Origin of the sequence: Salinimicrobium maris, assembly GCF_049680855.1 — a bacterium.
Lineage (GTDB): Bacteria > Bacteroidota > Bacteroidia > Flavobacteriales > Flavobacteriaceae > Salinimicrobium.
The window spans coordinates 92,789-107,719 of sequence record NZ_JBMPGS010000006.1 but is presented as its reverse complement, the minus strand read 5'-3'; the positions used below and the strand labels follow the sequence as shown (position 1 = coordinate 107,719).

General features: G+C 43.8%; 10 protein-coding genes. 1 reads left to right on the top strand and 9 read right to left on the bottom strand.

The genetic code is table 11. The features are described from left to right. The first annotated feature begins 256 nt into the window (after positions 1 to 256). Positions 257 to 1,105 carry a DUF7282 domain-containing protein gene (locus ACOV1Q_RS15220; protein ID WP_424495251.1) on the top strand — a complete coding sequence of 283 codons (849 nt, stop codon included), beginning with the start codon at positions 257 to 259 and terminating at the stop codon, positions 1,103 to 1,105. Between the two features lie 156 nt (positions 1,106 to 1,261). Here the strand turns inward: ACOV1Q_RS15220 and ACOV1Q_RS15215 are convergent, their stop codons facing one another. The 9 genes from ACOV1Q_RS15215 to ACOV1Q_RS15175 all read right to left on the bottom strand — a co-directional run bounded on the left by ACOV1Q_RS15215 (position 1,262) and on the right by ACOV1Q_RS15175 (position 14,835). Beyond that, positions 1,262 to 4,312 carry a heavy metal translocating P-type ATPase gene (locus ACOV1Q_RS15215; protein ID WP_424495250.1) on the bottom strand — a complete coding sequence of 1,017 codons (3,051 nt, stop codon included), beginning with the start codon at positions 4,310 to 4,312 and terminating at the stop codon, positions 1,262 to 1,264. Positions 4,313 to 4,389: 77 nt separating this feature from the next. Next, entirely contained in the window at positions 4,390 to 4,929 is a 540-nt protein-coding gene (locus ACOV1Q_RS15210; protein ID WP_424495270.1) for a helix-turn-helix domain-containing protein, read from the bottom strand. 42 nt (positions 4,930 to 4,971) lie between these two features. Then, positions 4,972 to 6,294, bottom strand: coding sequence for an APC family permease (locus tag ACOV1Q_RS15205; RefSeq protein ID WP_424495249.1), 1,323 nt, complete (start codon positions 6,292 to 6,294; stop codon positions 4,972 to 4,974). Positions 6,295 to 6,367: 73 nt separating this feature from the next. Further along, the gene (locus tag ACOV1Q_RS15200; RefSeq protein WP_424495248.1) at positions 6,368 to 6,694 is read right to left on the bottom strand and encodes a four-helix bundle copper-binding protein; all 327 of its coding nucleotides are present in this window, start codon (positions 6,692 to 6,694) and stop codon (positions 6,368 to 6,370) included. 93 nt (positions 6,695 to 6,787) lie between these two features. Then, complete coding sequence (locus ACOV1Q_RS15195) at positions 6,788 to 7,357, bottom strand: helix-turn-helix transcriptional regulator (protein WP_424495247.1); 570 nt, start codon at positions 7,355 to 7,357, stop codon at positions 6,788 to 6,790. 59 nt (positions 7,358 to 7,416) lie between these two features. After that, entirely contained in the window at positions 7,417 to 8,004 is a 588-nt protein-coding gene (locus ACOV1Q_RS15190; protein ID WP_424495246.1) for a DUF3347 domain-containing protein, read from the bottom strand. A gap of 35 nt (positions 8,005 to 8,039) precedes the next feature. After that, positions 8,040 to 9,755 (bottom strand): efflux RND transporter periplasmic adaptor subunit, encoded by a 1,716-nt coding sequence (locus ACOV1Q_RS15185; protein WP_424495245.1) that lies wholly within the window; start codon positions 9,753 to 9,755, stop codon positions 8,040 to 8,042. 48 nt (positions 9,756 to 9,803) lie between these two features. After that, positions 9,804 to 11,024 carry a TolC family protein gene (locus ACOV1Q_RS15180; RefSeq protein ID WP_424495269.1) on the bottom strand — a complete coding sequence of 407 codons (1,221 nt, stop codon included), beginning with the start codon at positions 11,022 to 11,024 and terminating at the stop codon, positions 9,804 to 9,806. A gap of 49 nt (positions 11,025 to 11,073) precedes the next feature. Continuing rightward, complete coding sequence (locus ACOV1Q_RS15175) at positions 11,074 to 14,835, bottom strand: efflux RND transporter permease subunit (protein WP_424495244.1); 3,762 nt, start codon at positions 14,833 to 14,835, stop codon at positions 11,074 to 11,076. Positions 14,836 to 14,931: the final 96 nt, after the last annotated feature.

Sequence of the window (14,931 nt, the reverse complement as noted above, 5' to 3'; positions counted from 1 at the left end):
TAAAAAGTTGATTTTTAAACTGCCCAAAAATGACATTTTCGGGCAGTTTTTTTATGTGCATTGCTCAAATACAGAATTTTACAACATTTCATTTTCAGATTTTTTAGGAAAATCTACAGGTTTTCATGAATTTTTCTGATACGATTAACATTGGCGTTAAACTAGCGGTAAAGTTGAGTGCTCTTCCTATTAAAAAATTGACCGGTGCAATTTTTTTCAGCACATTCGCTACGATTAAGAACTAAAAAATTGCATTATGAAAGAAGTATTTAAAAACATTAGGAACTATCCCTTATTTCTGGGAATGCTATTTCTTGCTTTCAGCTTAAACAGCTGTGGTGATGATGATGACGGCTTAATTGATGAGGATGATGAGACAGGATTTATCACTGCTGAAGATCAAACGATCTCCGGAAACACAATTGTAGTACAAAGTGTTACTGTAGGCCAGGACAGCTGGCTTGTAGCGGTACACGCCAACGAAGGAAACAGTGATAACTTTATCACAGACCCTGTTATGATCGAAGAAGGAACCGAAACAAACATTAGCCTTATGCTCAACGAAGATGCAAATCTTGAGGGCGATGATGACGGAGATGAAATCACTTTAAAACTTTATGCCGAAGATGATGACGGTGTCTCTGGAGAATGGGATATCGAAGACGAGCCCGTGATGAACGAAAACGGAGGTCTGGCAACAATAACCATTACTGTAATGATGGAGCCGGGTAACGCCGGAAGCTTCAGCGACTTTGATACCAATGCAGACGGTTCGTTAGACGCAGATGAATTTGCCAATACCTATGCAAATGACTTTGTAGGATGGGACACCGATGCAGACGGCTCTCTAAACGATGAGGAATTCTTTAACACCACATTTGGTAATACAGACGTAGATGATGATGATGCCATAAGTGAGGAAGAATGGAATGCAGGTTATACCGGAATGTACAGTAGTTATGTAAATGAAGATGATTTTGGCACCTGGGACGCAGATACTGATGGTGTATTAAACAGTGATGAATGGTATCAGGGTTTTGGTGCAACAGATGTATACACCACCTATGACGCCGATGCCAATAGCGCAGTGACCGAAGATGAATAGAACACCGGATTGTATGTAGACTGGGACACCAATGACGACAACATGATAGACGAAAATGAATACAACGTCTATAGTCCTTATACCGCAGGCTGGTAGAAACCAAATATTAAATCAAGATCAAGATCAAAATCCGGAGTGAAACACTCCGGATTTTTTTTATTCAATTTTTGCAGATCTTAGTCTGAGGGCATTCACGATCACAGATACCGAGCTAAAGCTCATGGCAAGAGCCGCGATCATTGGAGACAGCAGGATTCCGAAGAAAGGATAAAGCACTCCGGCGGCAATGGGAACTCCCAGCGTATTGTAAACCAATGCAAAAAACAGGTTCTGTTTTATATTTGTCATTACCTTTTTGCTCAGGTTCCTTGCTTTTACAACGCCCCATAAATCTCCTTTTACAAGCGTGATTTCTGCACTTTCTATAGCCACGTCTGTTCCCGTTCCCATGGCGATACCAACATTAGATTTTGCAAGCGCAGGTGCATCGTTGATCCCGTCACCGGCCATGGCAACCTTCTTACCTTGCTCCTGAAGTCTCTCTACCTCTTCCATTTTGTCCTGCGGAAGCATTCCCGCCTTAAATCCTGAAAGCCCCAGGTCTGCAGCTACTGCCTTGGCAGTTGTTTCATTGTCACCGGTAAGCATTACTACCTCCATCCCATCATCTACTAATTTCTTGATAGCCTGTCGACTCGTTTTCTTTACTGGATCTGTAATTGTAATATATCCGGCTACTTTTTTATCAATCGCCACATAAGACACCGTTTTTCCCTGCTCCTGCTCTTGCTTTACCCTCCTTTGAAGTTCCGAAGCGATTTGGGCGTCTATTTCTTCCATAAGCTTTTCATTGCCTATAGACACTTCTCTTTCTGCAGAAATTCCCGTCACTCCTTTTCCTGTAACAGAATTAAAACCGGAAGCCTCCTCAAAAATGACATTTTTGGAACGCGCATAATTCACTGTAGCTTCTGCCAGCGGATGCTCGCTCTGCGCATTAACCGAAGCCACATTTTTTAGAATTTCCTCTTCTGAAAATTCACCTGTAGCCACTACTTTGTCCACAGAAGGCTTTCCTTCCGTAATGGTTCCTGTTTTATCGACAATAAGCGTATCGATCTTGTTCATTTGTTCTAGCGCCTGCGCATTCTTAATTAAAACGCCATTTTGAGCACCTTTTCCCACGCCTACCATGACAGACATAGGAGTAGCGAGTCCAAGAGCACAGGGACAGGCGATGATCAAAACTGCAATGGCATTGATGAGCGCATAACTCCAGCTGGATGCGTCTTCAGGAAATGCGCCTTCAGGCACAAGAAAAGCCCACACGATAAAAGTGATAATCGAAATAATTACCACCACCGGCACAAAATACCCCGAAATTTTATCAGCTAACTTCTGAATGGGCGCCTGCGAACGGCTGGCATCATTTACCATTTTAATTATTTGCGCCAGCAAAGTCTCGTCGCCTACTTTTTCGGCCTTCATGGTAAAGCTGCGGTTGCCATTGATAGTTCCTGAGGTGACCACATCTCCTTCAGTTTTCTCTACCGGCACCGGCTCGCCCGTAATCATGGATTCATCAATGTTGGTCTGCCCCTGTTCAATACTTCCATCTACCGGAATCTTATCCCCGGGCTTCACCCGCAAAATATCACCCACCTGGATCATATCTGCATCAATCTCCTCCTCTTTTCCATTTACTACTCGAATGGCTTTGTTGGGGGCGAGTTTCAGCAACTCTTTAATTGCAGAATTTGTGCGGCTGTGGGCTCTTGCTTCCAGCAACTGCCCAAGCAATACCAGCGTAAGTATCACTGTGGCGGCTTCGAAATAAACATATACTGTCCCTGCAGGGCTTTTAAACTGCTCTGGAAAAAGATCTGGGAAAAGCATTCCGAAGACACTGAAAAGCCAGGCCACTCCGGCTCCTATCCCAATTAAAGTAAACATGTTCAGATTCCAGGAAACTATAGATTTCCAGGCTCTTTCAAAGAACATCCAGGTGGCATAAAACACTACCGGAAGAGAAAGCCCCAGCTGCACCCAATTCCAGGCTCTTAACTCCATGATCTCAAAAAGGGGATTTTTGGAGATCATTTCAGACATGGCAATGATAAATATGGGCAGCGTAAATGCGACGGCTATTTTGAACTTTTTGAGCAGCTGCTTATATGTTTTCTGTTCCGAGGAAAGATCGGGTTCTATTCGCACCAGATCCATTCCGCAAATTGGGCAGCTTCCCGGCTCGTCTTCAACCACCTCAGAGTGCATTGGGCAGGTGTATTGAGGTTTTTCGGCCTTTAAATTTACTTCCTCCACGAGGTCCATTCCGCAAACCGGGCAATCACCTGCTTTATCATAGGCTTTATCACCTTCGCAGTGCATTGGGCAGTAAAAAGTTCCTGTTCCCCTGCCTTTTGACTGTTTTGACTTGCTGGGGGCTTCTTTTGCCTGTCCCGGCAGATAAATTCCATACGTTCCCCCGTCTATCTCCAACACCTTCTGGAAAGTCTCTAAAGGAATATGCCGGTGCATTTCAATGACCGCTTCGGCCTTTTCCAGATCCACCCGCACGTCTTTCACTCCGTTCACTTTTTGAAGGCTTTCCTCCACATGTGCCCGGCAGCCATTGCAGGTCATGCCGGTGACCTCGTATTTATGGCTCATCAATTCATCGGTTCCATGAGCTGCCCGGGGCATGGAAATATGATAGTTGCCGCCGTCCTGTTGTAAGGCCGTTTCAAAAACATCTACCGGTATGTGCCGCTCCATCTCAATTTTGGCCTCACCACTTTCAAGAGCTACCGAAACATTTTTCACCCCGTCCACCTGCTGCAGTGTATTTTCCACATGGCTGCGGCAGCCGTTACAAGTCATTCCGGTGATCTTATATTTGTGCATCATGAATTCAGCTTCTTCTGAATTAATTTCAGAAGTTGCTTCAGAAATGTCATTTTTGGAACCTTTTTCAGCTGACTTTTCTTCGGAAGTACCCGGAGCAAGAATGTGATAATTGCCGCCTCCCTTCTGCAGCGCAGTTTCCAGAACATCCCAGGGGATATGCCGCTGCATTTCAATTTCGGCCTCGGCTTTATCAAGATTTACATTCACATTTGAAACGCCTTCAACTTCCTGCAGCGTCTTTTCAACATGGCTGCGGCAGCCGCTACATGTCATTCCTGAAATTTTATAGCTATGTTTCATTACTTCAACTTTTATCGACAAATTTCAAAAAAAGAACAGCAGCACTGTTGCATAATTATGGAAGCTTTTGGCAGGATTCAGACTTCATCCAGGGGTTTTCTCTTCTTTTCCTTTAACTGCTTAAAATGTGTAGGCGAAAGCCCGGTCACTTTTTTAAACTGCCTGCTAAGGTGGGAAACACTGCTGTAATTGAGTTGATGAGCGATTTCACTTAACGAATACTCGTCGTACACCAGCAATTCCTTGACGCGCTCAATCTTTTGCGCTATGAAATATTGCTCTATTGTAATACCCTGCACTTCTGAAAACAACTTGCTGAGATAGGAATAATCATGATTTAATTTCCCCGAAATGTACTCGGAAAAGGTCATTTTTGGATATACTTCGTCGTAGTAGATCAGTTCAACAATAATGGTTTTTATCTTTTGAATCCACCGGCTTTTTTTATCATTAATAAGTTCAAATCCCAGTGCTTCAAAAATGGCATTTAACTCCTGCCTTTGTTCGTCATTGATTTCTTCGGCGATCTCCACTTCTCCCAGTTCCACAGAAGTTTGATGCAGGCCTTGTTCTTCAATCGCAGTTCTTACCGCAGTAATACAGCGATTACAAACCATGTTCTTCACATACAGTTTCACCTCATCTCAGGTTTATTCATCCTATTTATCTTCTGTATCTTCTTCCTGCCGCTCTTCCTTCGTATTCTTCAGAAATAATTTTTCACCAAAGAAGGTGACAATGATAAGCCCTGCGGAAACGAGAATAATAGTGAGGTTCATTTGAATTTTCACCCATACAAAACCTGCCAGTACCACAGCATCCAAAACAATAGCCGAAATGACAATTACAGGATTCGCATCTACTTTTTCCTTCATATGCCGTAAAACGCCCACATGAATGATCATATCCATAATAAGATAAAATATAGCACCCATCGCTGCGATCCCGGAAAGGTCAAAAAGAACGGTAAGCAGGATGGAAAGTACCACGATATAAACCAGCATGTGCTGCTGCACATTTCCCGGCATCTTAAAATGCGAATGCGGAATTAATTTCATATTGGTAAGCATGGCCGTCATCCTGGATACTGCAAAAATACTGAAGATCACCCCGGAAATAGTGGCAATAATTGCGATACCTACCGTAAACCAAAGTCCGAAGTTTCCAAAAAGCGGGCTGGCAGCTTCGGCTAAGGAATAATCTTTAGCTTCAATAATTTCGGGAATGGAAAGGTTGGCACCAACTCCCACGGCAGTCAAAAAATACACAACCCCACAAATGAGCAGAGAAAAAATAATTGCCCGACCCACATTTTTATGCGGTTTTTCAATTTCACCCCCGCTGTTGGTGATAGTTGTAAAGCCTTTGTACGCAAGAATGGACAAGGCCAGTGAAGCCAGGTATTTTGTAAAGTCATTCTCGGGAGCAGCAGAAGGTAAAGCCGAACCCATCTGGAAATCGGCAGCATAAATTGCACCCCCGGCAAAGATGAGAATTCCTATGATTTTAATTGCTGCCGTGGCCATTGCGGTTCTTCCTATCACTTCGTTCCCGAGAATATTTACAACAAAAGCAGCTACGAGCAGTCCTACTCCCAATACGGGTACCCAAAAAGAATTTTCCCCCACGTCAAAAAGCTGAAGCGTGTAAGTACCGAAAGTGCGCGCCACAAGACTTTCATTCAGGACCATCGAGAAAGCCATGAGTAAGGCAGCAAAAGCAGTAATTGTTCCTTTCCCATAGGCTTTTTGAAGGAACATGGCGATTCCCCCGGCCGAAGGATAGGCATGTGCCATTTTAATGTAAGAGTAAGCGCTAAAACCGGAAATCACTCCTCCCAGGATGAAGGAGAGCACGAAATACTCTCCTGCCAGTTCGGCTACCTGCCCCATTAATGCGAACACTGCCGCTCCTATCATCACCCCCGTTCCCATTGCTATGGCACTCGTAAGGGATAAGCTGTTCTTTTTATAGTCAGTCATTGTTCAGGATTAGAATGAAAAAAAAGAAAACCCAGACCAGCCGGGTTTTCAATTGTTTCCATTTGAATATCTATTATGCCAAAAATTTATCACATGCTTCCACACACTCTTTACAAGCTTTCGCGCAGTCCTGACAGTGCTGGTTATCATGCTGGCTACACTCATCCCCACACTTGCGGCAAATTTCCTTACAAAATTCTACAAGTCCTCTAATATCGTCTTTAGCAATGTCTACAGCCAAAGCTTGCGCAGTTGCAATACATGTGGAAGCACAAACCTTGTCGAGCCTAATACACGGCACCATCTTTTTTACATCATCTTCGTCAAGGCAGGCATCTGCACAATGAGAACATGCTGCTGCACAATCGTAAAACTTCCTTATTAATTCCTGATTTTTCATAATAAATTCTTTTTTTAGTTAATTCAGTATGAAATTACCACATAATTAGAAGAACGAATTTCTTTATTACAGATAAAAATATTGAAATTTTGTTTAAAGCGTATTTATTCCCACCCGGCTTTTCACCTGCTTCTTTTGATAAGCTAATGGTGTGAAGCCTGTTTCCTTTTTAAATTTAGAACAAAAATAACTTACACTTTTGTAGCCAATTTTTGTTGCTATCTCATTTATGTTCAATTCCCCATACTCCAGCAACTCCTTGGCGCGCTCAATTTTTAAATCACTGCGGAATTTTTCTACACTTATTCCTTCAGCTTTTTTGAACAAGCTGCTTAAAAAGCTATAATCGTGAAGCAATTTTTCCGCCAGGACTTCAGAAATATTTTTTTCCTGATCGAGATCCGACTCATACACCTCTTCTATAATGAGAGACTTTATTTTGTTGACCAACTGAAGGTTCCTGTCATCAATGACTACAAAACCGACTTTGCTGAATTCATTCTTTAGATCCTGAAGCTCTTCTTCGTCCAGCTGCCTTCCCAGAACCGCTTCTCCAAGTGCGATCCTCTCCCACGGAATTTCCAGGCGACCCATAATTTCTGTAACTGTTATCTTACATCTATCACAGACCATGTTTTTGATTTGAAGAACATTCTTTTCCATAATTCAGCTTCGTCAAACAAAATTTCCCGGAGCCCAGCCCCGGGAAATCTAATTTATAATTATTGAATAGTTTCTCTTACACTTCCGCATTTCAACATTTTGTCTCCATAATAAGGATTACGAATCTCCTCGGAAGAAGAAAGCCAGTAACCGCCCTGTCCTTCAAACGCCATAGGGCAATACTGCTTATAGATCTCACCAGATTCCAGTTGGCCAGCGATCATTTCCTCAACTCCCGCTGAGAGATCTGAAAATGCGGTTCTTTGTGCATTTAACTCGTCGGCCTGTGCTATTTGCTGAGCAGCATTCAGCACCTCATCATTTGCTTCGGAATTCTGTAAAGTCTCCACCAGCATTTCGGCACCATTGGCCGCTTCAGAAGAATTACTGTTCACCAGGGCAGACTTGACGTGCATATAATGTTCATACACGTTTGCTATCGTTTCGTCCGGAAATTGAGGATTGCCACTCTGTGCACCGTCGTCCAGGTTTTCACCTTCCGCAGCATGCATTTCATGGTCATCTCCCATCTTACGGCTGTCGTTTTGCATTGGAATTACAGTTTCCTCTCCTTTCTTGTTTTCTCCGCAGGAATTTAGACTTAAAATACCTGCTACTCCTAAAATAAGCAATTTTGAATGTCTCATGTTGATCTTGATTAACTTTAATTAATTATTAATAATTATTTTATTTCTCTAATAATCTCGCCACAGGTGACCATGGCCTCTCCAAAATAGGGATTTCTTATCTCCCGTGACAGGCTCAGCCAATCTGCTCCTTTGTTTGTGTTTGCCATAGGGCAGTTCATTACAAAGATATTGGTTTCCAGCACATCCATACTGGAAACTAAGGTGATCATATTTTCTGAAAGCACTCTAAAATGTTCCCGCTGATTCTCTAAAATGTCATTTTGAACGATCGCCTCCAGCATTTTAGTAATTCGGTTTACGTGTTGGCCTTCCAATTCTCCAAGTCCGCTAAGAGAAATATTGCTTATTTTCTCAAGCATTTCTGAAGCCTTTTCTCGTGCAGCACCTGCTTCAGAACGAACAAAGGCATCCTTCAGCTCAAAATAAGAAGAAAGAATCGCTTCGAATTCCTCCTGAAAACCTGCCGGAATTTCCATTTTCATTGGTACTGGATTTTTAGCTTGCGTAGATTCCTGGTTCATCATAGATCGCTTCCCCTGCAGCTGAGCAGCCGCATCTACCGTAAAAGTACCGTTTACCACAATTTCTTCTCCTGCAGAAAGTCCGTTTACCACTTCAAAACTATTGCCCATAGGTTTTCCAAGTCTCACTTCTCTCATTTCAAAAGTGGGAGTTTCGGCATTGGTCTTGACGTAGACGAGCGAACGCTCCCCCGTCCACATAACCGCACTTTTGGGAACAACTACTACCTCTTCAGAATTTTCAGCCACGCTTGTACCTTCTAATATCCCGCGGACAAACATTCCCGGCTTCAAAATGGCATTTTCATTCTCCAGTTCGGTTCTTACCTCAACCGTACGCCGAGAAGTATTGAGAACAGGATCTACGAAAGAAACTCTGGCCTCAAACTCCATGTTAGGAAAAGCATTCGTGGTGATCAAAATTTCCTGCCCTTCCTCTACTCCGCTAACCTGGTTTTCATAAGCATTAAAGACCGCCCAAACACTCCCCAGATTTGCTATTCTGAAAAGTGGTTGTCCCTGAGAAACGTAATCTCCTTCCTGAACAAGTTTTTCGGTTACCGTTCCGCTGACATTAGCATAAACAGGAAAATTCTCTATCACTTCTCCCGAACTTTCAATGGTTTTGATTTGATTATCAGACAGCTTCCATAATTTCAGTTTATTTCTTACCGCATTGTACAATCCCGGCTGATTCTCCTTTAATCTTGCGGCCGTTAGTAATTCCTGCTGTGCGGCAACAAGTTCGGGAGAATAAACGGTAGCCAGTAACTGCCCTCGTCTGACTTCTTCCCCTGCAAAATTCACATTTAGATCTTCTATTCGACCTGCAAAGTGCGCCACCTGCACGGCCACATCTTCTTCATTAATTTCTATCTGGCCAGAAAGATTAAGCTTATCCCCGGCCTGATTGCCGCCACCCACCGTAGTGGTTTGGATATTTGCCAGCGCAATGGCATTTTCGGTCATGGTGAATTCCCCGGCACTCAAACCATCCACGGCTGCCGCTGCGGGAATGAGTTCCATTCCGCAAATTGGGCAATCTCCCGGCCGCGGCTGCATGATTTGCGGGTGCATGGAACAGGTCCACATGGTTTTTTCTTCGTGATCATGTTCCGAAGTCATTTCAGCAGCCCTAGAAACGGCTCCTTCCGAATCATTGAAAATCCAGTAGCCAAGTAACAGTCCTCCTGCCAGCAGCCCTATGTATATTAATACTTTTTTCATCTTCTTCTTTTTTATTCATTTGCCGAAAAACCATCAGCTTTTTACTAACTAATTTGTCAGGTAATTTATCACCGCCGATTCCTGGTAAAAGTTCTTCACGGCTTCTATTAATCCCGTCTGAAATTGCAGCTGAAGCTCCTGCACATCAAGCACGTCATCAAAATCTACCGTTCCTGTTTCGTAGCTGCGCAGCAGGATTTCTTCGGCATCTTTTGCCTGCTCCAAATTTTGAAGAAATGTCTCGGCAGTGATCCTGACAGCGCTGCGGCTACTTACTGCTTCGGCCAGGAGCGTGCTCAATTTGTCCTGCCGGTTAGTGCGTTGTGCATTTATTTCCTTTTGCCTCAATTCGTTCTGCCTTGTTACCGATTTGTACTTCGTATTAAAAATTGGAATGGAAACCGATAGCATGGGCATCAGGATATCTTTTCCGTTATCAAGCATCGTCATATCACTGCGCTCGGCAACAGGAATATAATCAATTCCAAAACCCAGTTTAGGAAGTGCTTCCTTTTGATTCAGAAGTTCTGCTTCGGTGACCGATTGGTACAGTTCCTCAAATTTAAGAAGCTCAGGATGCACCTGATTCACATTGAACTCTTCTGAAAGTTCTTGCGACGGAATAGCAAGCGAATCCACAAGCACGATTTCCATGTTTGCAGGACGGTTTAAAAGGTTATTGAACTTTACTTTTTCAGCCTTAAATTCCTGCTCCAAAGTCAGCAGCTGCTGCATGAGATCATTTTGTCTCATTTGCAGCCGAAGCACATCTACTGCCGAAGCGCTACCCACTTCTACAGAATTGAGCGCCAATTCGTGATAGGTTTCCAACAGATCCACATTTTCCCTAACCACCTCCTGCCTGGCTTGCAAAGCGTAAAGCCGGTAATAGGTTTGCGCAACCGATAATTTCAGCTTTCTTTTCGCCATGGCGATCTCCACATATTCGGCATCTGCCAGCGATTTAGAATAATTTTCTCTCGCAGTGATTGTATTAAACCAGGGAATCATTTGCCGTACCGAAAAACGTGCTTTTTGAGGCCCGGTGCGGGTTTCAGGTTCACTTACAAAATAACCGGCACTAAATTCGGTATCGGGCAGGGAAGCGGCTTCATTTATCTTTTCTGTAGCAATGTCATAGCGCAATCCCAGCGCCTGGATTTCGGGATTGTTTTCTTCTGCTTCCAACAGGTAATAATCCAGCTGCTGACTCATTCCTGTAAATCCGGAAAAGCACAAGATTGCAGCAAAGATGATGCATTTCTGCATTCCCAAAAAGCCGTCTTTTTTTGTCATTTTTGGAGCTTCTGTCATTTTTTTATTCTTCAATTTGTTCCTGTTTTCCCAATTGCGCTTCTTTTCTCCAGCTAAACAAGACGGGAACCACAAACAGCGTAATGAGCGCGATCAGCATTCCGCCGAAACTGGGGATGGCCATTGGGATTATAATGTCACTTCCACGTCCTGTAGAAGTTAATATTGGCAAAAGTGCCAGGATGGTCGTTGCCGTGGTCATAAGACAGGGGCGAATCCTTTTTTCCCCGGCTTCGACTACCGCTGCCCTCACCTGCTCTTTGGTTTTTGTCACATTATTGTTGTAGGTCTGCGTAAGATAAGTAGCCATTACCACACCATCATCGGTTGCAATTCCGAAGAGGGCAATGAATCCTACCCATACGGCAACGCTTAGGTTTATGGGGTGCATCTGGAAAAGATCCCGCAGGTTTTCACCAAAGACACTGAAGTTTAAAAACCAGCTTTCCCCATACAGCCAAATAAGCATAAAACCTCCTGCAAAGGCTACGGCAATCCCGGTAAACACCATTAAAGAAGTTGAAACCGATTTGAACTGAAAATAAAGGATCAAGAATATAATGATCAAGGAAAGCGGCACTACTACAGACAAGGTTTTTTCTGCCCGTAATTGATTTTCATAAGTTCCGGTGAATTTATAGCTAAGCCCTGCAGGTACCGTTAGTTCGCCCGCAGCAATTTTTTCTTTAATAAGTTCCTGTGCATTCTCAACAACATTCACTTCAGCGTATCCATCCATTTTATCAAAGAGCACATAACCTACAAGAAAAGTATCTTCACTCTTGATCACCTGCGGCCCCTGCTCATACCTAATTTCTACCAGCTCGGTCAGCGGCACCGGGTTACCACCTTCCACAGGCACATAAATATCTTTAATATCTTCAGGGCTTCCGCGAAGATCTCTTGGATATCGCACTCTCATTGCATAACGCTCCCTTCCTTCCACGGTTTGCGAGATCGCCATTCCTCCAACAGCCACTTCGAGCACTCCCTGTACATCATCAATGGAAATTCCGTATCTCGCAAGGCGCTCCCTTTTAATGTCGATCAACAGATATGGTTTCCCGACAATCCTGTCAGCAAAAACCGCCTCATCTTTTACGCCTTCCACTTCCTTGAGGATTTCTTCCAGTTTTAGTCCGAAAGCTTCTATTTGCTTAAGGTCACCACCTCTCACTTTTATTCCCATAGGTGCGCGCATCCCGGTTTGCAGCATCACGAGGCGAGTTTCGATAGGCTGAAGTTTTGGTGCCGAAGTCACTCCCGGTAATCTTGTCGCTTCCACAATTTCATTCCAGATATCATCTGGAGACTGTATATTGGGGCGCCAGTTCCTGAAATATTCCCCGTCTTCATCGGGAGTTAATTGCGCTCTATCTATCTTCAGCGGATTCTGAACCAGGTTTTCTGCTGAGATGTTGGTTTCATCTATTTCAGAATTTGGATTTAACAGGAGCTTCCCATTGGCAAGAATAAAATACCCGTCTTCGTTCATCCTGAAGCGCTGTGGCTCGCCAGCTTCATTCTTCATGTATTCAGATTTATACTGAATGATATTTTCATACATGGAAAGGGGTGCGGGATCCAGCGCAGATTCTGCACGACCGGCTTTTCCTACCACTGTTTGCACTTCTGGGATTGCAGCAACTGCCATATCAAGCTGCTGTAAAACCCGTTTGTTTTCCTCCACTCCGGCGTGCGGCATTGAGGTAGGCATCAGGAGAAAAGAACCTTCGTTAAGGGAAGGCATAAATTCCTCTCCGGTATTTCGCATAATTAAGAAACCTGCGATAACAATGGCTGTTGGCAGCGACAGGAATGCTATTTTATTCCGCAGCGCCCATTTGAGAATTGATGTATAATACTTTTGAAAAATGGCAAAACCTCCCAGTAATCCAAAGGCAATAATTCCTACAAACAGGAAGTTCATTAAAACGCTTCGGTCAAATCCTAATGGTCGCCAGTACTCCGCTAAAAGCAGCACGATCGCAAAAGCAGAAACAATAATATTGATCAAATTTGCCCTTTTTGGAGCTATACGTTTTTGAAGAAGCAGCATACCCGTCACCCCAAAAGCCAGAAGAATAACACCCGTAAAGTACCCAAACACTACTGCTGTTAGTCCGAGGAGAATAAGAATTGCATTAACGGTATAACCCACACTTGCACTCGCAGTTTTTTTCTTGAAAAAAGTGGCGGCAAAGGGCGGGATAAGAAACAAAGCGACCACCAGAGAAGCCACCAGCGCCATTGTTTTTGTAAAAGCCAGCGGCCGGAATAGCTTTCCTTCAGCACCAATCATTGTAAAAACGGGAATAAAGCTGATAATAGTTGTAAGTACAGCTGTTAAGATAGCTCCCGAAACTTCAGAAGTAGCATTATAAACTACCGTATTTATGGGCAACTTCTTTCCATTCGCATCCAGTCTTAGCTCATCCAGGTGTCTAAGAATATTTTCAGATAAAATAACGCCTACATCTACCATGGTACCAATGGCAATTGCAATACCCGAAAGCGCCACTATGTTCGCGGGCACATCAAACATTTTCATTGAAATAAAGACCATAAGCACCGCCACCGGCAATAAACCGGAAATAAGTACAGATGCTCTAAGGTTAAACACCATCACAATGATCACCAGGACAGTAATAAGGATTTCCATGCTGAGGGCTTCGTTGAGCGTCCCCAGTGTTTCCTCTATAAGTTCGGTGCGGTCGTAAAATGGCACAATTGTTACCTGAGACGTACGTCCATCTGACAGCTGTTTGGAAGGTAAACTTTCACTGATTTCTTCTATTTGATCTTTTACGTTGTTGATGACCTCCAAGGGATTCGCCCCGTATCTTGCAACTACGACTCCGCCCACGACCTCAGCACCTTCTTTGTCCAGGATGCCACGTCTCTGGGCCGGTCCCAGAGAAACATTTGCAATATCTTTAACTCGCAAGGAGGTAAAATCTTCGGAAGTAACCACTGCGTTTTCTATATCTTCCACAGACTTCACATAACCCAGGCCTCGCACTAAATATTCGGCGCGATTGATCTCGAGCGTTTGTGCACCTATGTCGCGGTTGCTTTCCTTCACGGCCGTCACCACCTCCTGCAGGCTTACGTCATACTGCCGCATGAGTTCTGGATTTACATCTATTTGATATTCCTGAACATAACCGCCTATAGAACTCACTTCTGAAACTCCGCTGGCGCCCGAAAGGGCATATTTCACATAATAATCCTGAATGCTGCGCAGTTCATGAAGATCCCAGCCACCTGTGACATTTCCTTCACTGTCACGACCTTCCAGCGTATACCAGAAGATTTGCCCCAAGCCAGTGGCATCTGGACCCAGCGCCGGATTCACACCTTCGGGTAATAAGTTTGGTGGAAGAGAATTCAGTTTTTCCAGAATTCGGCTGCGGCTCCAGTAGAATTCCACATCCTCCTCAAAAATGATATATATACTGGAAAATCCAAACATGCTCGAACTTCGGATGGTTTTCACCCCGGGAATTCCAAGCAAAGAAGTAGTGAGAGGGTAGGTGATCTGGTCTTCGATGTCCTGGGGAGAACGTCCCGGCCAGTTAGTGAAAACGATCTGCTGGTTTTCACCAATATCAGGAATCGCGTCTACCGCAACAGGACTGGAAGGTAAAAATCCGGTGTCCCAGTTAAAGGGTGCCGTAACAATTCCCCAGCCCACGAAAAGGACGAGGAAAATTACTGCTACCAGCTTGTTTTCTATAAGAAATTTAATGCCTTTATTCAGCATTTCAATAAGTATTAAGTGAATAGAAAAAAGATTGGCCTAAGCCAATAGCCACATAATGCTCCAAAAAGGGCATTTCGGCTTTAGTTTCTAAAACTT

Bases quoted from the DNA above. Each gene is read 5' to 3' on its own strand.
- ACOV1Q_RS15220 (WP_424495251.1), top strand. From the start codon at position 257: ATGAAAGAAGTATTTAAAAACATTAGGAACTATCCCTTATTTCTGGGA.
- ACOV1Q_RS15215 (WP_424495250.1), bottom strand. From the start codon at position 4,312: ATGAAACATAGCTATAAAATTTCAGGAATGACATGTAGCGGCTGCCGC.
- ACOV1Q_RS15210 (WP_424495270.1), bottom strand. From the start codon at position 4,929: ATGGTTTGTAATCGCTGTATTACTGCGGTAAGAACTGCGATTGAAGAA.
- ACOV1Q_RS15205 (WP_424495249.1), bottom strand. From the start codon at position 6,294: ATGACTGACTATAAAAAGAACAGCTTATCCCTTACGAGTGCCATAGCA.
- ACOV1Q_RS15200 (WP_424495248.1), bottom strand. From the start codon at position 6,694: ATGAAAAATCAGGAATTAATAAGGAAGTTTTACGATTGTGCAGCAGCA.
- ACOV1Q_RS15195 (WP_424495247.1), bottom strand. From the start codon at position 7,357: ATGGAAAAGAATGTTCTTCAAATCAAAAACATGGTCTGTGATAGATGT.
- ACOV1Q_RS15190 (WP_424495246.1), bottom strand. From the start codon at position 8,004: ATGAGACATTCAAAATTGCTTATTTTAGGAGTAGCAGGTATTTTAAGT.
- ACOV1Q_RS15185 (WP_424495245.1), bottom strand. From the start codon at position 9,755: ATGAAAAAAGTATTAATATACATAGGGCTGCTGGCAGGAGGACTGTTA.
- ACOV1Q_RS15180 (WP_424495269.1), bottom strand. From the start codon at position 11,024: ATGCAGAAATGCATCATCTTTGCTGCAATCTTGTGCTTTTCCGGATTT.
- ACOV1Q_RS15175 (WP_424495244.1), bottom strand. From the start codon at position 14,835: ATGCTGAATAAAGGCATTAAATTTCTTATAGAAAACAAGCTGGTAGCA.